Consider the following 19,103-nt stretch of genomic DNA (forward strand, 5'->3'; position numbering starts at 1 on the left):
CTCTGAGGGCGCATGACTCGCTCGCACGGCCGCGGCCCGCGCCGCCGGCGGTCGCCGCCTGGAGAGGTCAGGCCCCCGTGACGCCGTCGAGGCGTTCGCGGACCAGGTCGGCGTGGCCGCTGTGGCGTGCGTACTCGGCGATCAGGTGGACGTAGATCAACCTCAGGGAGATCTCCTCGCCGTCGTCGTGGACGAAGGTGTCGTCGAGCGACGCCCGCGCCACGGCGGCGTCGGCGAGCTTCCACTCCTCTATCAGGCGGGCGTGGTCGAGCGCGGCGTCGGCCGGGTCGAGGTCCTCGAAGTCGGCGTCCTTCCACTCGGGCGTGGAATAGGCCATCTCGACGGCCTCGCCGGAGAAGCGGCGGCGGAACCAGGTGCGCTCGACCTTCGTCATGTGGCGCACCATCCCGAGCAGGGTCAGGTTGGACGGCGGCACGGTGGCCGTGGCGAGCTGCTCGCCCGTCAGCCCCGCGCACTTCTGCAGCAGCGTCGCGCGATACCAGTCGAGCATGCCCTGCAGCAGGGCGCGCTCGTCGCCGGTCTTCGACCCGCCGACACGCTCGATCTCCGGGGCGATCCATGTCACGGGCCCATCCTCCACCATGATCACAGCAGGCCAGGACGCGACGGAGGAGCCATGCCTTTCACGGCAGGATGGCGTCCACGTAGCCGCCGTCGACGCGCAGGGCGCCGCCCGTGGTCGCCGACGCGTACGGCGAGCTGAGGTAGACCACCATGTTCGCGATCTCCTCCGGCTCGATCAGCCGCTGCAGCAGCGACTGGGGGCGGTGCCTGCGCATGAACTCGCGCTGCGCCTCCTCCCACGGCAGTTCCCTGTCGACCAGCTCGTAGACGAAGTCCTCCACCCCGCCCGTGTGGGTCGGCCCGGCGATCACCGAGTTGACGGTGACCCCCGTGCCCGCCGCCTCCTTGGCGAACCCCCGGGACACCGCCAGCAGGGCGGTCTTCGACACGCCGTAATGGATCATCTCGGCGGGCGTGACCACGGCCGAGTCGCTGGCGATGTACTGCACGCGCCCCCACGACCTGGCCGTCATGCCCGGCAGGTAGGCACGGGTGAGCCTGACGGCGGCCAGGACGTTCACCTCGAAGTACCTGCGCCACTCCTCGTCGGTGATCTCCAGCGCGGGCCTGGTCCCGAAGATGCCGAGGTTGTTGACCAGGATGTCCACCTCGGGCAGCAGGTCCACGACCCTGGCGGCGCCCTCCTCCGTCGACAGGTCGGCGGCGACGGAGGTCACGCGCGCGCCGTCCACCTCGCCGCGTAGCTTGTCGGCGGCCGCCTCGACGGAGGACCTGCTCCTGCCGTTGACCGCGACGTGCGCGCCCGACCTGGCCAGGCCCGTGGCGATCGCCGCCCCGATGCCCTGGGTCGAGCCGGTGACCAGGGCGGTCCTGCCCGAGAGATCGATGTGCATGGGGCTCGTTCTGCCCTCGGGGCGGCGGTTCATCCGCCTCTCATTTCCGTCCCCGAAGCTGTGGCGGGACAAGCCGTAGCGAGGGGGTCGTGTGAGCATCGCCGCCGAGAAGGTCCAGCGGGCGAGCGGGCCCGCGCCGCGCAGCGGGCGCAGGCGGTGGAGGTCGTGGCTGCCGGCGGCCGCGTTCGCCGCCTGGGCCTGCGTCAGGGTCTTCGGCCTCGAACATGGATCGTTCCCGACCCAGTTGATGACGCTCACGCCGTACGCGCTGGCGGCCGGGGTGGTCACGACGGTGATCCTGGCCGTCCGCAGGAGGCCCGCCGCCGTGCTGGCGCTGGCCGCGTGCGTGGCGCTGGCCGCGACCGTGCTGCCGCGCGCCTTCGCCGAGCCGCTGACCGTACGGGGGCCCGCGCTGAAGGTTCTGTCGATCAACCTGTTCTCCAGGGCGGACGCGCAGGCGGTGGTCTCGCTGGTGAAGGAGTTCGATCCTGACGTGTTCAGCGCGCTCGAGCTGGGGCCGGAGACGGTCAGGCGCCTCGACGAGGCGGGGCTGGACACCCTCATGCCGCACAGGGTGCTGCAGGCGGAGCGGGGCGCGTCGGGCAGCGGCCTGTTCGCCAAGCATCCGCTGACGGAGCTGAAGGGCCTGTTCACGCCGATCGGCCACAACATGCCCGCGGCCACGGTGACGCTGCCCTCGGGCGTCAAGGCACAGGTGGTGGCCGTTCACCCGAATCCGCCGCTGGGGTCGATGGCGGCCGAATGGTACGCGTCGCTGGCGGCGCTGCCCGCGCCCTCGCCCGACGTGGTGCGCGTGCTGGCGGGGGACTTCAACGCCAGCCTCGACCACAGGGCGATGCGGGACCTGCTCGGCAAGGGGTACATCGACGCCGCCGAGGCGGTGGGCAAGGGGCTGACGCCGACGTGGCCGCACGGGCGGCTGCTGCCTCCGTTGATCACCATCGACCACGTGCTGGCCGACCGGCGGGTGGGGGTGGCCAGGGTGGAGGTGCGCGACGTCCCCCGCACCGACCACCGCGCCGTCTTCGCCGAACTCCGCCTTCCGTGAGGCCGCAGGAGGAGCACCGGCCCTCTCAGCGGGGGCGGATGAAGGTGCCGAGGCTGTTCTCGTTGAGGTGTTCGACGGTCACCGCCGACGCCCGCGCCTCCTCCCGCACCGTGAACCGCACACCGGACAGCCCCACCGCGTTCTCCCCGCGCGTGACGTAGCTGAAGGTGTCTCCGTCGTAGTGGCGCAGCGGGAAGGCCATGTCCTTGGGGCCCAGCCGCATCACCAGTCCCCCGTCCTCGGTCGAGGTGACCCGCATCGGCCCGTAGTAGGGGTTGTCGTAGGTTCCCGTGTAGGCGTCGGCGGGGTGCGCCCGCCTGCCGTCCGAGGGAGGCCTGGAGTAGTCGATCTTCGATCGCCCCTCCTGCTCCATGGCCGCGAACATCCTGCCCACGAGGGGGAGCCAGTCGACGGTCTGCCTGCCGTGCTGGGCGATGTCGAAGAAGGCCTCGGCCACCGTCTCGGGCACGCCCACGGGCTCGCCGTTGGTGAGGACCACGATGCCGAGCCCCTCGTTCGGCAGCAGCGTCACCGTGGTGGCCGCGCCCTCGCCGAACCCGCCCGAATGGTTGAGCCGCAGCCTCCCGCGCGCGTCGTAGTTGACGTTCCAGCCGAGCCCGTAGAAGCCCGCCCCGCCGAACGGGGCGCGGGGCGGGACGGAGACGATCCTCGGCAGGTGCGTCTGTGCGAGGGCGACCGGGTCGATGACGGTCCTGCCGCCGAAGCTTCCGCCGGCGAGCTGCAGCCGCATCCACGCGACCATGTCACGGGCCGTGGAGCTCGCGCCGCCCGCGGGGGACTGCGCCTGGGGGTCGCGGGTGTACCTGGCCTCCCAGCGGCCGTCCGCCTTGACGTGGAGGACCGCCCTGTCGGGCGCCTTGGCGTAGGCGGAGAAGAGCGAGCTGGTGGACTTCATGCCCAGGGGCCGGTACAGCACCTGGGCCGACAGCTCCTCCCACGTGACGCCGCGGGCCTTCGCCACCGCCTCGGCCGCCGCCGTGAGGCCGAAGTTGGTGTAGGCGTAGCTCGCGCGGAACGGCGTCAGCGGCTCGTAACGCAGGTGCCGCAGGATGTACGGCCTGCCGTACCCGAGATCTTCGAGCAGGTCGCCGGCGTGGTCGGGGAGTCCGCTGCGGTGGGCGAACAGGTCGGCAAGGGTGGCGTGCCCGCTCACCCATGGGTCCTTGAGCGCGAAGGCGGGGTCGTGCTCGGCCACGGGGTCGTCCCAGGTGACGGTCTTGGCGCCCACGACCCCCGCGACCACGGTCGAGGCCAGGGGCTTGGAGACCGAGGCGAGCTGGAAGACCGTGTCGGGGCCGACGGGCCGCGGGTCGCCGACGCGCCGCACGCCGTACCCCTTCAGATACAGCGTGCGGTCGTTGTGCACGACGGCGACCGACAGGCCCGGCACGCCGGTCCTCGTCATCGCGTCGCGGATGACGCCGTCGAGCGCGGCGACGGCCCCGTCGATCCGGGCCCTGGTCAGCGAGGGCGGGGCCTGCGCCGGTGGGGCGGCGGACAGCGCCGGCGTGGGGGTCGTCTCGACGTACCGCGCTCCGGGCCGGCCGGCCGTCATCAGCCCGTCACCCACGCCGCACGCGGTGAGCAGCAGCGCCGCCACGCCCGCGGCCGCCCAGCCCGCGCGCCTTCGCCTGTGTGTCATCTTTCCCAGCCTAGGACGCGTTTGCGCAGATCACACGGCTGGCGAGGCGCATGTCCCCGTGGCGCCGCCGGGGTTGGTGAGATCAGAGAGAACCTTTGGGGTCGTTGAGAGACGACCTCGGGGAGATCTGCGTGCGTACGCGTGATCAGACACGAAGGGGCAGATCGTGGAGCCAACGGTGACGGGAAGCCGTCGCGTCGCGAGGAGGGCGGCCGTCCTCGCGACGGCCACGGTGATGGTGGCCATGGGCGCGAGCGCGGCGCCCGCGGGAGCCGCGGTGCGGGGCTACGGCCTCGGGGCTCGGGCCCTGACGGCGCCGCTGACGTGCGACACCGCCACCCCCACCCTGTCGGGTACCGACTTCTCCGAGATCCTGGAGGGCACGCCGGGCAACGACGTGATCTTCGGCCTGGGCGGCGACGATGTCATCAACGGCCTGGGCGGCGACGACCTGCTGTGCGGCGGAAGCGGCGACGACGCCGTGTCAGGCGGCGACGGCGACGACACCCTCGACGGAGAATCGGGCAGCGACGGGCTGTCCGGCGAAGCCGGCGACGACACCCTGCGCGGGAGCGGCGGCTCGGACTTCCTGAACGGCGGCAGCGGCGTCAACACCAACGACGGTGGAACCGGCGTGGACTTCTGCGTCAACCCGTCGAACGGTCGCGGCTGCCCCTGACCGCGAGGAGGCGGCAGAGCGGCCCTGCGGCCTCAGCGTGCGGACAGCAGCCTGCGCAGGGCGTCGGCGAGGACGTCGGGGTCCTTCAACGCGGGGTCGGCCAGTGCCAGCGGCATGCCGAGCCCGTCGAGGAGGGCGAGGGCCTGGCTGGCCAGGCGGTCGGGGTCACCGTCCGCGCCGAAGCTCCCATCGGCGATCCCCTCACCGATCACCTCGGCGAGCAGGGCGCGCCATGCGGCGTAGTCGCGCAGGAACTCCCCCCGCCACTCCGCGTCGCGCAGCGCCCACCGCCACGACTCGACCCACACCCGCCAGCCGCCGCCCTCCTCGCCCGCGACGTGGTGGGCGATGTGCAGCAGCCGCTCCCACGGCGTGCCCCGCAGTCCCTGCCTGACCACGGCCAGGTCGGTGGCGGCGGAGTGGCGGAAGGCGGCGACGAGGAGGTCCTCGCGGTTGCCGAAGTAGTACTGCAGCGTGCTGATCGGCACTCCCGACGCCTCGGCGACGTCGGCGAACCTGGTCGCCTCCGCGCCGCGCTCGGCGATGACCCGCGCGGCCCCTTCGAGGACGTCCTGCCTGCGCCGCCCGGCCCGTCTGCCCATGTCCCCCTATCTATCACGAGCCCGAAGGCATCTATCACGAGCCCGGAGGCGGACGCCCGGCGGACAGGGCGATCACGGCAGCATGATGGAGGCATGAGCGACGACCGGATCTCCCTCACCCCGCTGACCGTGGCCGACGCCGACGAGATGGTGGACGTCCTGAGCGGCGAGCGGCTCTACACCTTCACCGGCGGCTCGGCCCCCACGTTGGAGGGCCTGCGCGCCCGCTACACCAGGCAGGTCGCGGGCCGCTCCCCCGACGGCCTGGAGGAGTGGCGCAACTGGATCGTCCGCCGCGGTCACGACGGGCAGGCGGTCGGCTACGTCCAGGCGACGATCACCGAGCAGGGCCGCAGGGCCGAGATCGCCTGGGTGATCGGCCTCGCGTGGCAGCGCAGGGGCTATGCCTCCCAGGCCGCCACCGCCCTGGTGGCCTGGCTGTTCGACAGGGGGGTCGAGCAGGTCGTGGCCCACATCCATCCCGACCATGCCGCCTCCGCCGCCGTCGCCGCCAAGGCCGGGCTCTCACCCACCGACCAGTTCGACGACGGCGAGCGGCTGTGGCGGGCGGAGCGCGCCTGACCTGACGACCTTTTGAAGGGGCTCACCCACCCGGGGTCGGCTCGCGTGAGCCGGCCGCAGGACGCACGCGTGCGGGAGACGACCCGATGGCCCTTGAAACTGCGGCGCTGGCGGATCGGAGGCCTGCGCGCGTCACTGGTCGGCGACGAGCTTGCCGCCCTCGAGGAAGGTCTTGGGCGACCTCCACGCCGAGCCGCAGCGTCTTCCACGGCGACACGCTCATCCGCGCTTCTCCTGCGGTTGGCCGGTGGCCCAGTTCCAGCCGGTGATCGTGGCGCGCATCAGCCGGGCGGCGGTCGACAGGTGGCTGTCGGCCCCCCAGTAGAGGGTGACCGCGCGACGGCAGTCGGGGCTGTCGACGGCGATCCAGGCGCCGCTGGGCCGCGTGGAGCTACGCCTGGCGAAGGCGGGTACCAGGCCGATGCCCAGCCCCGCGCTGATCAGGTCGGCGATGGCGCTGGGCTCGTCGACCTCGCAGACGATCTTCGGTGTGAGGTCTCGTGCGGCGAAGAGCCGATCGAGCAGCCTGCGCTGCCAATGCCCCTTGCGGGCGCTGACGAAGGGCTGGCCGGCGAGTTCGTCGATGCTCACAGAGGTACGGTCCGCCAGCGGATGACCGAGCGGCGTGGCGACCCCTACCGCGTCATCGAGCAGCTGGACCGCCGCCAGGCCCTCAGCGGAGATGGGCTGGGAGGCGACACACAGGTCGACCTCCTGGGCGCGCAGGTGGCGGGCCATGTCCTCGGCCGGCATCCAGCGGAGTTCGATCTCGATGTCGGGATGGGCGCGCTTGTAGGCCGCCAGCGGCCCTGTGAGGGTGAGGAAGGTCTCCGATGCCAGCCGTACGGTGCCCACGCCTTCGCTGACGGCCTCGGCGACGGCCCGCCGTCCCGCGTCGAGCTCCCCCAGGGAGCGTTCGACGTAACCGAGGAAGAGCCTGCCCGCGTCGTTCAGCCGGAGCCGCCCGCTCCGGTCGAACAGCGGCGCGCCCAGCTCGCCCTCCAGCCGGGCGATGGTACGGCTCAGCGACGGCTGGGCGACGCGAAGCTCCTCAGCGGCGCGGCTGAGGTGCTCCAGCCGGGCCACCACCACGAACTGCCGGAGCGTGTTCAGATCCATCATGCCTCCCAAGGCATGACAGCATAACAATATTGATCTTCGACAAGATAACTGCTGAGTCATAGTGTCGGCGCGTGTTGATGAATCGACGAACACGGCAGGAGGACCCTTCATGGTCATCGATGCCGCACCCATGACGACACCCACGGGGTGGGCCCTGCGCGCCGTCGTCAGCGCGCACATGGTGGCGATCGTCGGCCAGCCGGTGTTCGCCGGGGTGTATCTGACCGGCGACTACGACAGCCTGCTCTGGCACGCGATCGGCGCCGACGTGGTCACGTCCATCGGATATCTGCAGGTGATCGTCGCGATCGTGGTGTGGGTCCGGCTGCGCAGGGCGTGGCCATTCCTGGCCACGATGGCGGTGGTGGTGGCCGAGACGGTGCAGTACTTCGCCGGCCTGGACGGCGCCCTGTGGCTGCACATCCCGCTGGGCGTGGTGACCGTCGCCGCGCTCGTCGTGCAGTTCATCGCCGTCTGGCGCCGGCCCCTCCTGCGGCGGGAGGCCCGCGATGCGCGAGCGCGATGAGGGCCGCGGCCTGAGCCGGCGGCGGATGCTGGGCATCGGCGGGGCGCTCGGGCTGATGGCGGCCACCGGGCTGTCGGCCTCGGCCGCGCTGGCCCGCCGCCCCTCGGTCACCGGTGCCGAACTGCGCAGCGCCGTGCCGCTGCCGCCGCCGTTCCAGGTGCCGCTGCCGATCCCCGCCGTGCTGAAGCCGGTCAGCACTTCGGGCGGCGCCGACCGTTACGAGATCACCCAGCGCGAAGCGAGCGCGGAGATCCTGCCCGGCGTCAGGACGCCGCTGTGGACGTACGAGGGCGCCTTTCCCGCGCCGACGATCGAGGCACGCCGCGGCCGGCCGGTCACCGTGACGCACCGCAACGAGCTGCCCGTGCCGACCGTCGTACACCTGCACGGCGGACGCACCCCTGCGGCCTCCGACGGCTACCCGACCGACCTGGTCCTGCCCGGCGGCTGGCAGGAGGCCACCCCGCACACCGGGCACGGGTCCGCGCAAGGCGCGCATGGCATGCACGATCCGCGGGCCGTGGTGACCAGGCTGACGCGGGACTACACCTTCCCGCTGGACCAGCGGCCGACGCTGCTGTGGTACCACGACCACCGGATGGACTTCACCGCCCCCGCGATCTGGCGGGGCCTGGCCGGGCTGCAGATCGTCCGCGACGACGCCGAGGACTCGCTCGGCCTGCCCGCGGGGCCGCGCGAACTGCCGCTGATGATCACCGACCGGGCGTTCGCCGCCGACGGCAGCCTCGACTACCCCTCCCTCGACCCCACCCTGCGCGAGCGGCCGGGCGTTCGCGAGCCCTATCTGGCCGGAGTCCTCGGCGACGTGATCCTGGTCAACGGCGCGCCGTGGCCGGTGCACGAGGTGGACGCGGCCCGCTACCGGCTGCGCATCCTGAACGCCTCCAACGCCCGGCACTACGAACTCGAAGCGGTCAGCGACGACGGACGCCGCCTGGATCTGGTCCAGATCGGCGCCGACCAGGGACTGCTCGCCGCGCCGGTCACCCACCGGCTGCTGCCGATCGCGCCCGCCGAACGCTACGACGTGATCGTCGACTTCTCGGGCGTTCCCGTCGGCGGGCTGGTCAGGATGGTCAACCGGCTGGGCTCGGGCCGTACCCGCGAGGTGATGGCCTTCCGCGTCGCGCGCAAGGCCACCGACGGCAGCCGCATCCCACGCACGCTCTCCACCGACCTGCCGGCCTGGCGCCGGTCGGACGCGGTCAGGGTGCGCGAGTTCGCCTTCCGCGTCGGGCAGATGCACGGCGGCCACGGCTGGCTGATCGGCGGGCTTCCGTTCGATCCCGCCCGCGCCGACGTCACCACCCACCTCGACGACGTCGAAATATGGCGACTGGTCGCCGACGTCCACCATCCCGTCCACCTGCACCTGGTCGGCTTCCGGGTGCTCTCACGCAGCGGCCGCCCGCCGCTGCCCCACGACGCGGGCCTGAAGGACACCGTCTCCCTGCGGCCGGGCGAGGGAGTGGAGATCATCACCCGCTTCGACGGCTACCGCGGCCGCTACCTGTTCCACTGCCACAACGCCGAACATGAGGACATGGCCATGATGGCCAACCTCGAGATCCTCTAGGGGCATCGCCCGACGGCGCCGAGCTCCTCTTCGCCTAGGCTGGTCGCCGGCGAATCCCCGAGGTCGTCGCGGGTCCAGATGAAGGAAGCCGAAACCCGCACATTGGACCTCTCAAAAGGCTCCGCTTTGGACCTGTTCATCAGGCCATTGTGGCGAGAGGGTGGTTGCGACGCCGAGAGTGACGGCCCGCATGGGCGCCTGTCGCCCTCGGCGTCCGACTCGCCTTCACCGATCTTCAGGAGCCGCCTCATGGACTTCCACCACTCGCCGCAGATCAGATCCGCCTTCCCCGAGCTGGCGGCCGGAGTGGTCTTCGCGCAGGGCATCACCCCCGACGCCGCTCCGGACCTGGAGCGTTTCACCGCCGTGGCGAAGGAGCGGCTGGCGGCGGGCACGGAGGCGGACCTGCCCGAGATCCAGGCCTGGCGGCGCGCCTTCTCGAAGATGGGGCTGAAGCCGACCCAGTACAGGTGCGCGTCGGAGTCGCTGCTGCGGCGCTTCAGGAAGGAGGGGTCGCTGCCGCGCATCCACCCGCTGATCGACCTGTGCAACGCGGTCTCGCTGGCCTACGCCGTCCCCGTGGCGGTCTTCGACCTCGCCCATGTCGCCCGCAGCCTGGAGGTGCGCCACGCCGTCGGTGAGGAGACCTACCTGACCTTCGGCGGCGAGGTGGAGCGGCCCGACCCCGGCGAGGTGATCTTCGCCGACGCCGAGGGGCGGGCGCACGCGCGCCGCTGGACCAACAGGCAGAGCGGCTACTCGGCCGTCAGGGACACGACGGACTCGGTCCTGATCGTGGCCGAGGCGATGCACGCGACGGCCGCCGCCGACGTCGCCGAGCTCACCACGGCGCTGGCCAGGGAGCTCGAGCGCGCCTGGCCCACCGTGCGCGAGGTGACGATCGAGAACCGCTAGCTCGCCGCGTCCCGCCCGGGTCCGCCGGGCGCTAGCGGCGGCCCGCCCTGCCGAGCACCCAGCCGATCGCGGCGCTGCCGAGGGCGATGCCCGCGCCCATGCCGAAGGCGGCGAGCATGACCCACGGGCGGGTCTGGGTGTGCTGCCTGTCCTGGGACGGCCGCTCGAAGACCTGCCCGCCCCCCGGCCCTGGCGCCGTCGCCGGCGCGGCGAGAGCGGGCACGGGCGTACCGGACGGCAGCGCGACGCCCGGCGGGGCGGCCGAGCCGCTCCCTGCCGCGGTCGCCTCCGCGGGCGGGGAGATCAGGTGGCTCTCCACGGCGGAGAAGAAGTCGCCCGCCGTGCGCTTGGCGACCGAGCCGAGCATCCGCTGTCCCACCCCGCCGATCATGCCGCCGACCACCGCCTCGGCGTCGTAGTCGATCCTGGTGCCGCCGTCCACGTCGGCCAGGCGTACCTCCACGGTCGCCTCGACCGTGCCGGGCGCGCCCTGTCCTCGCGCCCTCAGCACGAAGCGCTCGGGCGGCAGCGGCTCGGAGAGGGCCACCTCCCCCTGGTAGACGCCCTTGATGGAGGCGACGCCCGCGCTGACCGTCATCCGGTAGGTGCCGGGCCCGGTCTCCTCCAGGCGCTCGCAGCCCGGGATGGTGCGCACCAGCACCGCCGGGTCCTGGAGCGCGTCCCACACACGATCTCTGTCGATGCCGAGCACCGCACTGCCTGCGACCTTCACATGGCCACTCTAGGCAGCGACCCTCCCCTTCCTCATGTCAACTCACGCCGAGAATGCGACCTTGGTCATGGCAGGATGGGCTTTCATGGTCACGGGGCGATTCGGGGGAACGCGCCTGGCGCGCGCGGGCGCGGGCGTCACGGCGGTGGCGTTACTGGCCGCCTGCGCGACGGAGCAGGCCAAGGAGCCGGGCTCGGCCTCGTCACCGGCCGCCTCGCAGCGGCCGCAGCCCTCGGCCCAGGAGCTGGGCCCGCCCGGCGCGACGCCGAGAGCCGGGGAGGTGGGCAGGATCCCGCCGAGCGGCTCGCTGCCGCCGGTGATCAGCTCCATTCCCACCCGGCGCAAAGTGGTGTTCCTGACCATCGACGACGGCTGGGAGCAGGACCCCGGCTTCGTCCGCCACGTGCGCGAGCAGCGCATCCCGATCACCGCCTTCGTCATGCGCGACGCCGTGGAGGCGATCGGCGCGCCCGACTCCGCGGGCGGTCAGGGCCGCTTCGTCGGCAGCGGCAAGTGGGGCTACGTCCGCCGGCTGCGCGACGCGGGCGTGCCGATCGAGAACCACACGCTGACCCATCCCAACCTGCGCACGCTCGGCTACGAGGCGCAGAAGGCGGAGCTGTGCGGCACCTCCAGGCTGATCGCCGAGCAGGTCGGGGTGCGGCCCACGCTGTTCAGGCCGCCCTTCGGCAACTACAACGCCGACACCCGGCGCGCCGCCAAGGCCTGCGGCCTTCACGCGCTGCTGCTGTGGACGGCGACCGTCCAGCCGGGCGGCAAGATCGCCTACCAGGTGCCCGACAAGAGGCTGCGCCCCGGCGACATCCTGCTGCTGCACTTCAGGCCCAACCTCGCCAGGGACTTCAGGATCCTGGTCGACAAGATCAAGCGCCGCGGCTACGAGCTCGGCAACCTCGACGCCTATCTGAAGGCGGCCCTCCGCCGGGCGAAGTAGCGAGGAATCCGCCGCGCGGGTGACGCGCGCGAAGCCCCCTGCCCGCCATCGTTGTCCCCGGGGGGACGACAGGGCCGGGAGCCCGGGGGGTGACCGGGGGACCCTCAAGGGGTGCGAGGTGTGCGGCCTCGCACCCCTTGAGCTTGCCTGTGACGAAGATCGCAGCCCCTCCTCGTCGCATTGCTCTACGAGTCGTAGTACTACTTTTAGTAGAACTACAAGCTGTAGAGCTCCAAGCCCGTGAGGGGATCATGGAAGCACTAGACCTTGCACGGTGGCAGTTCGGCGTGACCACCGTGTACCACTTCCTCTTCGTACCGCTGACGATCGGCCTCGGCGTCTTCGTGGCCGGGCTGCAGACCGCCTGGCACCGCACGGGCAAGGAGCACTACCTGCGGCTGACGAAGTTCTTCGGGAAACTCTTCCTGATCAACTTCGCGATGGGCGTGGTGACAGGCATCGTGCAGGAGTTCCAGTTCGGCATGAACTGGAGTGAGTACTCCGTGTTCGTGGGCGACGTCTTCGGCGCCCCGCTGGCGCTGGAGGCGCTGCTCGCCTTCTTCATGGAGTCGACGTTCCTGGGTCTGTGGATCTTCGGCTGGGACAAGCTGCCGAAGAGGGTCCACCTGGCCACCATCTGGGCGGCGGTGATCGGCTCGAACCTGTCGGCCTACTTCATCCTGGCCGCCAACGCCTGGATGAAGCACCCGGTGGGCTACGAGGTCGTGGACGGCAGGGCCAGGATGACCGATCTCTGGGCGGTGCTGACCAACTCCACCGCGCTGGCCCAGGTGCCGCACGTGATCGCGGCCAGCTTCATCGTGGCGGGCGGGTTCGTGCTGGCGGTCAGCGGCCACCGGCTGCTCAGGGGCGACACCACCTTCAGGAGCCCGCTGCGCGGCGCCCTGGTCATGACGGCGATCGCGGGGGCCGTCGTCGCGGGCAGCGGGGACATGTCGGCCAAGCTGATGTACGAGCAGCAGCCGATGAAGCTGGCCGCCGCCGAGGGCCTCACCCACGACACCAAGGGCGCGCCGTTCCACGTGCTGCCCGGCATCGAGATCCCCAAGCTGCTGAGCTTCCTGTCCACCAACGACTTCGAGGCCACCGTCCAGGGCAGCGAGGACATCCAGCGCAGGCTGGAGGAGAAGTTCGGCCCCGGCGACTACCGGCCGAACCAGGAGGTCGTCTTCTGGTCCTACCGGGTGATGCTCGGCTTCGGCCTGTCGACGGTGGGCCTGTCGGTGCTGGGCCTCTGGCTGACCCGCAGGCGCAGGCAGGTGCCCCCCTGGTACGCCAAGGCCCTCGTCCTGGCCCTTCCGCTGCCGCTGCTCGCGGTGATCGGTGGCTGGCTGCTCAGCGAGATCGGCCGCCAGCCGTGGACGGTGGCGGGCGAGCTGCTGACCGCCGCCAGCGTCTCGCCGGGGGTGTCGCTGGCCGAGGTGGCCACCTCGCTGACCCTGTTCACCCTCCTGTACGGCGTGCTCGCACTGGCCGAGGTCGTCCTGCTGGTCAGGAGCGTCAGGAAGGGCCCCGAGCTGCCATCGGCGCCGGCCGCCGAGCCGGTGCGCGAACCGTCGCTGATGTACTGAGGAGAACGCAGTGATCGATCTGTGGCTCGTCATCATCGCCTTTCTCTGGACCGGATACTTCGTCCTTGAGGGCTTCGACTTCGGGGTCGGCATGCTGTCGCCCTTCCTCGGCAGGAACGAGGGCCAGCGCAAGCAGGTCCTGCAGACCATCGGCCCGGTGTGGGACGGCAACGAGGTCTGGCTGATCACCGCGGTGGGCGCGATGTTCGCCGCCTTCCCCGCCTGGTACGCCGGCTTCCTCAGCTCCTTCTACCTGCCGCTCACGCTGGTGCTGGCCGGGCTGATCGTGCGCGGCGTGGCCCTGGAGTGGCGCGGCAAGCTGGAGCACTCCTCCGACAGGGCATGGGCCGACGTCGGCATCGCGGCGGGCAGCGCGCTTCCCGCCTTCCTGTGGGGCGCCGTCTTCGCCGACGTGCTGCTCGACAGCGGGGTGGCGGCCCTGGTGGGCGGCGCGTTCTCGCTGGCGGTCTGCCTCCTGCACGGTGCGGTCTTCCTCGCGCTCAGGACCGAGGGTGTGGTACGGCGGCGCGCCCGAGCGGCCGCCATGGGCACGCTCGTCGCGGTCATCCCCCTGGGGATCGTGGCGCTGTCGTCCATTCCGCGCGAGGGCTCCGGCGCCGTGTGGATCGCCGCAGGCACGGCGATGGCGCTGCTGGCGGCGGGCGGCTCGCTGATCTGGCGGCGCAGGGAGGGCTGGGCCTTCGCCGCCACCGCGGGGGCGATCGCGCTGGCCTCGGCCGCGCTGTTCGGGACGCTGGCGGGCGCGCCGATGCCTGGCCTGACCCTGGAGCAGGCCGCGTCGGGCCCCTACACGCTGAACGTCCTGACCTGGATCGGCCTGGCCATCCTGCCGTTCGTGCTGGGCTACCAGGGCTGGACGTACTGGGTGTTCAGGAAGCGGATCTCAGCCCCTGGCGGCGCCACCCAGGTACAGCGCGCCCAGACGGGGATCGGCCAGTAGGTCGCGAGCGGGCCCTGAGATGTGGACGGTGCCGAGGTCGAGCACGCAGCCGACGTCGGCCGTCTCCAGGGCCCTGCGCGCGTTCTGCTCCACGAGCAGGACGGCGACGCCGGTGCGGCGCATGAGGTCGATCTGGTCGAAGACGGTCTGGGTGGTCCTGGGGTCGAGCCCCATGGACGGCTCGTCGAGCAGCACCACCCTCGGCTCCAGCATGAGCGCGCGGGCGAACTCGACCTGCTTCTGCTGGCCGCCCGACAGCAGCCCCGCGATGCTCCCCCACCGCTCGCCGACGACGGGGAACAGCTCCTTGACCCGCTCGGCGCGCCTGGCCAGCAGCGCGCCGTCGCGCACGGTGAAGCCGCCGAGCAGGACGTTCTCGGCCACGGTCATCTCACGGAAGACGCTGTGGCCCTGCAGCACGTGGGCCAGGCCCCTGGTCAGCAGGTCCTGGGGGGCCAGGCCGGTGACGTCCTCGCCCGACAGCACCACGGTGCCCGAGCGTGGGGCGAGCAGGCCACTGGCGACCCTGAGCACGGTGGACTTGCCCGCGCCGTTGGGCCCGACCAGGCAGACGACCTGCCCCGCCTCGACGGTGACCGACAGTCCCCGCAGGACGAGGGCGGCCCTGCCGTATCCCGCCTCGAGGTCGTTCAGAGCCAGCACGATCTCAGACACCGAGGTAGGCCTCCAGCACGCGAGGGTCGGCGCGCACCGCCGAGGGCGGGCCCTCGGCGATCGGCGCTCCCCTGTCGAGGACGATCACGTGGTCGCACATGCCCATCACCATGTCCATGTTGTGCTCGACGACCAGGAAGGTGCGGCCCTCGGCGTTGAGGTCGCGCACCAGGGTGACGATCCGCTCGATCAGCGCGGGGTTCACGCCGCCCGCGGGCTCGTCCAGCAGGACCAGCTCGGGGTCGCCCATGAAGACGGCGGCCAGTTCGAGCAGCTTCTGCTGGCCGTAGGAGAGGTTGCGGGCCTCGGCGCGTTCGAGGTGCTCGATGCCCATGCGGGTCAGCCAGTGGCGGGCCCGCTCGACCTCGCCCGTGGCGTGGGTGCCCGCCAGCAGCTCGCGCAGGCGCGTACGGCGCACCGCCACCAGCATGTTCTCCATCACCGTCATGCGGGGGAAGACCCTGCACAGCTGGAAGGTACGGCCCAGCCCCACGTGCGCGATGCGGTGCGGCGCGTAGCGGGTGATGTCGCGGTCGCGGTAGAGCACCCTGCCCTCGTCGGGCCTGATCAGGCCGGTGACGAGGTTGAAGAAGGTGGTCTTGCCCGAGCCGTTGGGCCCGATCAGGCCGTTGATCCTGCCTTCGGCGATCTCCACGGTGACGTCGTCGACGGCCCTGACGCCGCCGAACGACTTGGTCAGCCCCGCGGTCCTGAGCGAGCTCATCCGGCCGCCTCCTCCCTGATCGAGGCCTGCTGGGGTCTGCTGACGAGCCTGGCGGCGGCGGGGATGATGCCCTCGGGCATGAAGAGCACGACCAGCACCAGCAGCAGCCCCGCCGCCGCCAGGTGCACCTGCGTCTCGCCGAGCGCGACCAGGAAGTACTCCCCCGCGGGCGCGACGATGAGCGCGCCGAGCAGCGGGCCGAACAGGTGGCGCACCCCGCCGAGCAGGCTCATCAGCACCATGTAGGAGCCGATGAGGATCGAGAAGACGAAGATCGGGTCGAGGCTGCGGAACCACAGCGCGTAGAGGCCGCCGGCCAGCGCCACGAACAGCGCCGACAGCGCGTAGGCCGTGACCTTGAAGGCGGCGGTGGGCACGCCGAGCGACTCGGCCTTGTCCTCGTCCTCCCTGATCGCGCGCAGGCCCGCGCCGTAGCGGGACCTGGAGATGAACCACCAGGTCAGCATCACCAGCGCGAGCAGGCCAAGGAACAGGTAGAAGAAGGCGAAGTGGCTCTGCCCCCTGTTGAGGTCGGGGAAGGGCGAGGGGACGCGCAGGCCCGTCGAGCCGCCGGTGAGCGAGCGCCAGCCCTGCACCAGCAGGTTCGTCATCGACACCAGCGCGATCGACACGATCACGAACGAGGCGCCGCGCACCCTGACGGCCGCCACGCCGACCAGCGCGGCGAACAGCGCGACGACGAGCGCCGAGCCGATCAGCGAGGGGATCCACGACCAGCCCGCGCGGGTCATGAGCAGGCCGGTGCCGTACGCGCCGAGGCCGAAGAAGGCCGAGTGACCGAGCGAGACGTAGCCGGTGAAGCCGCCGAGGATGTTCCACGAGGTGGCGGTCGCGGCGTACATCAGCGTCAGCACGCCCGCGTACAGCAGGTAGAGGTTGGGCACGATCCACGGGTAGGCCAGCGCGAGGGCCACCCCCGCCGCCAGAAGCGCGTACCTAGAAGCGTTGCGCAAGCCGTCCTCCGAAGAACCCCTGCGGGCGGGCGATGAGGGTCAGGAAGAGGAAGACGTAGAACATCATCGTCGCCCACGTGGCGTCGACGGTGACCAGCACCAGGCTCTCGATCACGCCCAGCATCACCGCGGCCAGCGCCGCGCCGAGCACGCTGCCCAGGCCGCCGACCACGATGATCGCCATGAGCTTGCCGATCCACGCCCAGTGGGCGGCGGGGAAGAAGGGCGTGATCAGCGCCAGCACCGAGCCGCCCACCGCCGCCGTGGCCAGGCCGACGCCGAAGCCGTACCCCGTGACCCGCTCGGTCCTGATGCCGACCAGCCGCGCGGCCTCCCTGTGCTGGATGGTGGCGCGCAGCGCGCGCCCGAACCTGCTCTTCAGCAGGATCGTGAACAGCGCCGCCAGCGTCAGCGCGGCCACCGCGAAGGCCACGATCCTGTCGTACGGCAGCCGCACCGCGCCCAGCGTCAGCGACCTGGTGGCGTAGTCCATGCTGACCGACTTGTAGGAGCCGGTGTAGACCGTGCCGAGCAGCCCCTCGATGACCAGCGCGAGCCCGAAGGTGAGCAGCACCGACATCATCGGCAGGTTCTCCGGCGCCAGCCTGGCCACGAGCAGGCGCTGCACGGCCACCCCGAGCGCGAAGAACAGCGGCACCGTCACCGGCAGCGCCAGCAGCGGGTCGAGGCCGGAGGCGGTGTGCAGGGTGTAGGTCAGGTAGGCGGCCAGGAACAGGAACGCCGGGTGGGCCACCATGACCACCCGCATCACGCCGAAGTACAGCGACAGGCCCGAGGCGAGCAGCGCGTACAGGCCGCCGGTCAGCACGCCCAGGGCCAGCCCCTGCAGGAGGAGGGTCACCATTCCTTCTTCGGGTAGACGAGCTTGGCGGTCTGCGCCTTCGACCCCTCGGGCAGGACGATCTCGACCTTGCCGTCGATGTACTGCTGGATCATGTGCGCCTGCTCGGGCCTGCCCTTGTCGTCGAAGGAGAGCGGGCCGACGATGGTCTCGAAGCTGCCCTGGCGGATGTGGTCGGCCAGCTTGGTCTGGCACTCCTTCGTCTGCTCGACGCACTTGACCGCGTTGACCGCCGCCTCCACGATCTGGCCGACGGTGAAGCCGTTGGCCGCGTCCTCGTTGGCGTCGGTCTTGAACATCTCCTTGTAGCGCTTGACGAAGGCGTCGTTGCCGGGGAAGCCGGAGGAGACCGCCCAGCCCACGGGGGAGACGATGTGCTCGGCCGCGCCCTTCACCGCCGCGGGGAACTCCGCCAGCGTCGGCCCCGTGGAGAAGGCCGCCATCCTGGGCTGCGAGCCGAGCTCCTGCAGGGCGCGCACCAGGCCGACGGAGTCCTCGAACTGGGTGCCGCCGACGACGAGGTCGGGTTTCGCCGCCGCGATCTTGGCGGCGATGGGGGCGAAGTCGGTCGTCTCCGGCGGGTAGACCTCGTCGACCACGGTCTTGATCCCGCCCGCGGCGAGCTTGTCGCGCAGCCCGTAGGCGGTGCCCATGGCGAACGGGTCGTCGAGGCTGGCGTAGGCGGCGGTCCTGGGCCTCTTGTCGGCGGGCAGCGCGAGCAGGTACTCGGCCAGGTAGTTGTAGTGGTCGCTCGCGATGGCGGGGGCGGCGTAGAACAGTCGCTCGAAGCCCTGCTCGAAGACCTCCTTGGCGGCGCCCGCCGGTTCGACGAAGAGCATGTCGTACGACTCGGCCACCTGCGCGGCGGGGATGACCAGGCGCGAGGAGAACGGGCCGAAGACCAGGTTCACCTTGTCCTGGGAGATGAGCGACTCGTAGTCGGAGCTGACCTTGTTCGGGTCGGAGGCGTCGTCGCGGAAGATCAGCTCGACCTTCCTGCCGAGCAGCCCGCCCTTGGCGTTGACCATGTCGGCCCAGACCTGGTAGCCCTCCTGGATGCCCTTGCCCGGCTCGGAGAAGTCACCTGTCAGGGGCAGGGAGATGCCTATCTTCACGGGGCCCGCGGCGGTGGCGGAGGGCGCGGCCGCCTCCTGGGCGGCGCCGCCGCAGGCCGAGATCGCCAAGCTGGTGAGTGCCAGCGCTGCCACACCGTTCCGGAAACTGACCATTGTTCGCGACCTCCAGGGACCTCGAGGGACCTCCGGGGACTTCCTGTCACCTTGCTGGTGGAGCGCGTCCCGGCCCTTCGCCGGCGGTGGCGCTCTCCGAGACTTCGGCTGCGGACTTCTTGCGTTCGGCGGTCTTCGGGTGCTTGGTGGAGAGGGAGCGCTTTCGGAAGCGCTTTCGCGTCACGATTGCACCGTTTCAGCGGT

General features: G+C 71.4%; 20 protein-coding genes. 9 read left to right on the forward strand and 11 right to left on the reverse strand.

Going from position 1 to position 19,103, the window contains the following annotated elements; translation table 11 throughout:
- Positions 1-67 precede the first annotated feature (67 nt).
- Both FHR33_RS11980 and FHR33_RS11985 read right to left on the reverse strand, forming a co-directional pair.
- Positions 68-586, reverse strand: coding sequence for a DinB family protein (locus tag FHR33_RS11980; protein WP_312895486.1), 519 nt, complete (start codon positions 584-586; stop codon positions 68-70).
- 58 nt (positions 587-644) lie between these two features.
- Positions 645-1,439 (reverse strand): SDR family NAD(P)-dependent oxidoreductase, encoded by a 795-nt coding sequence (locus FHR33_RS11985; protein WP_183646113.1) that lies wholly within the window; start codon positions 1,437-1,439, stop codon positions 645-647.
- A 91-nt stretch (positions 1,440-1,530) separates the two neighbouring features.
- Between FHR33_RS11985 and FHR33_RS11990 the strand changes: the two genes are divergently transcribed.
- Complete coding sequence (locus tag FHR33_RS11990) at positions 1,531-2,508, forward strand: endonuclease/exonuclease/phosphatase family protein (protein ID WP_183646115.1); 978 nt, start codon at positions 1,531-1,533, stop codon at positions 2,506-2,508.
- Between the two features lie 25 nt (positions 2,509-2,533).
- Here FHR33_RS11990 and FHR33_RS11995 read toward each other — a convergent pair whose 3' ends face one another.
- Positions 2,534-4,171 carry a serine hydrolase gene (locus tag FHR33_RS11995; protein ID WP_183646117.1) on the reverse strand — a complete coding sequence of 546 codons (1,638 nt, stop codon included), beginning with the start codon at positions 4,169-4,171 and terminating at the stop codon, positions 2,534-2,536.
- 178 nt (positions 4,172-4,349) lie between these two features.
- Between FHR33_RS11995 and FHR33_RS51715 the strand changes: the two genes are divergently transcribed.
- Entirely contained in the window at positions 4,350-4,850 is a 501-nt protein-coding gene (locus FHR33_RS51715) for a calcium-binding protein (RefSeq protein ID WP_312895487.1), read from the forward strand.
- Positions 4,851-4,882: 32 nt separating this feature from the next.
- Here the strand turns inward: FHR33_RS51715 and FHR33_RS12005 are convergent, their stop codons facing one another.
- Positions 4,883-5,452 carry a TetR/AcrR family transcriptional regulator gene (locus FHR33_RS12005; protein ID WP_183646119.1) on the reverse strand — a complete coding sequence of 190 codons (570 nt, stop codon included), beginning with the start codon at positions 5,450-5,452 and terminating at the stop codon, positions 4,883-4,885.
- Positions 5,453-5,545: 93 nt separating this feature from the next.
- Here FHR33_RS12005 and FHR33_RS12010 point away from each other — a divergent pair, with 93 nt between their 5' ends.
- Positions 5,546-6,034 carry a GNAT family N-acetyltransferase gene (locus tag FHR33_RS12010; RefSeq protein ID WP_183646121.1) on the forward strand — a complete coding sequence of 163 codons (489 nt, stop codon included), beginning with the start codon at positions 5,546-5,548 and terminating at the stop codon, positions 6,032-6,034.
- Between the two features lie 219 nt (positions 6,035-6,253).
- Here the strand turns inward: FHR33_RS12010 and FHR33_RS12015 are convergent, their stop codons facing one another.
- Positions 6,254-7,156, reverse strand: coding sequence for a LysR family transcriptional regulator (locus tag FHR33_RS12015; RefSeq protein ID WP_246451779.1), 903 nt, complete (start codon positions 7,154-7,156; stop codon positions 6,254-6,256).
- Between the two features lie 109 nt (positions 7,157-7,265).
- Here FHR33_RS12015 and FHR33_RS12020 point away from each other — a divergent pair, with 109 nt between their 5' ends.
- The 3 genes from FHR33_RS12020 to FHR33_RS12030 all read left to right on the forward strand — a co-directional run bounded on the left by FHR33_RS12020 (position 7,266) and on the right by FHR33_RS12030 (position 10,194).
- Positions 7,266-7,682, forward strand: a complete 417-nt coding sequence (locus FHR33_RS12020) for a hypothetical protein (protein ID WP_183646124.1) — start codon at positions 7,266-7,268, stop codon at positions 7,680-7,682.
- The gene (locus FHR33_RS12025) at positions 7,666-9,279 is read left to right on the forward strand and encodes a multicopper oxidase family protein (protein ID WP_183646126.1); all 1,614 of its coding nucleotides are present in this window, start codon (positions 7,666-7,668) and stop codon (positions 9,277-9,279) included. Before FHR33_RS12020 ends, FHR33_RS12025 begins: the two co-directional genes overlap by 17 nt.
- A gap of 249 nt (positions 9,280-9,528) precedes the next feature.
- Entirely contained in the window at positions 9,529-10,194 is a 666-nt protein-coding gene (locus FHR33_RS12030) for a B3/B4 domain-containing protein (protein WP_183646128.1), read from the forward strand.
- Positions 10,195-10,225: 31 nt separating this feature from the next.
- On the opposite strand, the gene FHR33_RS12035 is transcribed toward FHR33_RS12030, so the two are convergent.
- The gene (locus FHR33_RS12035; protein ID WP_183646130.1) at positions 10,226-10,927 is read right to left on the reverse strand and encodes an SRPBCC family protein; all 702 of its coding nucleotides are present in this window, start codon (positions 10,925-10,927) and stop codon (positions 10,226-10,228) included.
- Between the two features lie 85 nt (positions 10,928-11,012).
- On the opposite strand from FHR33_RS12035, the gene FHR33_RS12040 reads away from it, so the two are divergent.
- The 3 genes from FHR33_RS12040 (at position 11,013) to cydB (ending at position 14,435) form a co-directional block, all read left to right on the forward strand.
- A complete protein-coding gene (locus FHR33_RS12040) occupies positions 11,013-11,882 on the forward strand; it encodes a polysaccharide deacetylase family protein (RefSeq protein ID WP_183646132.1) in 870 nt (289 codons plus the stop codon).
- A gap of 251 nt (positions 11,883-12,133) precedes the next feature.
- A complete protein-coding gene (locus FHR33_RS12045; RefSeq protein ID WP_183646134.1) occupies positions 12,134-13,474 on the forward strand; it encodes a cytochrome ubiquinol oxidase subunit I in 1,341 nt (446 codons plus the stop codon).
- A 10-nt stretch (positions 13,475-13,484) separates the two neighbouring features.
- A complete protein-coding gene (cydB, locus tag FHR33_RS12050) occupies positions 13,485-14,435 on the forward strand; it encodes a cytochrome d ubiquinol oxidase subunit II (protein ID WP_183646136.1) in 951 nt (316 codons plus the stop codon).
- On the opposite strand, the gene FHR33_RS12055 is transcribed toward cydB, so the two are convergent.
- The 5 genes from FHR33_RS12055 to FHR33_RS12075 are packed head-to-tail and all read right to left on the reverse strand — an operon-like array spanning position 14,379 to position 18,878.
- Positions 14,379-15,110 carry an ABC transporter ATP-binding protein gene (locus FHR33_RS12055; protein ID WP_183646138.1) on the reverse strand — a complete coding sequence of 244 codons (732 nt, stop codon included), beginning with the start codon at positions 15,108-15,110 and terminating at the stop codon, positions 14,379-14,381. The two genes, cydB and FHR33_RS12055, sit on opposite strands and share 57 nt — an antisense overlap.
- Entirely contained in the window at positions 15,103-15,834 is a 732-nt protein-coding gene (locus tag FHR33_RS12060; RefSeq protein ID WP_183646139.1) for an ABC transporter ATP-binding protein, read from the reverse strand. Before FHR33_RS12060 ends, FHR33_RS12055 begins: the two co-directional genes overlap by 8 nt.
- Positions 15,831-16,808, reverse strand: a complete 978-nt coding sequence (locus FHR33_RS12065) for a branched-chain amino acid ABC transporter permease (RefSeq protein ID WP_221241069.1) — start codon at positions 16,806-16,808, stop codon at positions 15,831-15,833. The genes FHR33_RS12060 and FHR33_RS12065 overlap by 4 nt, the downstream gene beginning before the upstream one ends.
- Positions 16,792-17,673, reverse strand: a complete 882-nt coding sequence (locus FHR33_RS12070; protein ID WP_183646141.1) for a branched-chain amino acid ABC transporter permease — start codon at positions 17,671-17,673, stop codon at positions 16,792-16,794. Before FHR33_RS12070 ends, FHR33_RS12065 begins: the two co-directional genes overlap by 17 nt.
- Positions 17,667-18,878 carry an amino acid ABC transporter substrate-binding protein gene (locus FHR33_RS12075; RefSeq protein WP_221241070.1) on the reverse strand — a complete coding sequence of 404 codons (1,212 nt, stop codon included), beginning with the start codon at positions 18,876-18,878 and terminating at the stop codon, positions 17,667-17,669. The genes FHR33_RS12070 and FHR33_RS12075 overlap by 7 nt, the downstream gene beginning before the upstream one ends.
- Between the last annotated feature and the right edge of the window lie 225 nt (positions 18,879-19,103).

Source organism: Nonomuraea dietziae (genome assembly GCF_014195505.1).
In the GTDB taxonomy this organism is placed as follows: Bacteria; Actinomycetota; Actinomycetes; order Streptosporangiales; family Streptosporangiaceae; genus Nonomuraea; species Nonomuraea roseola.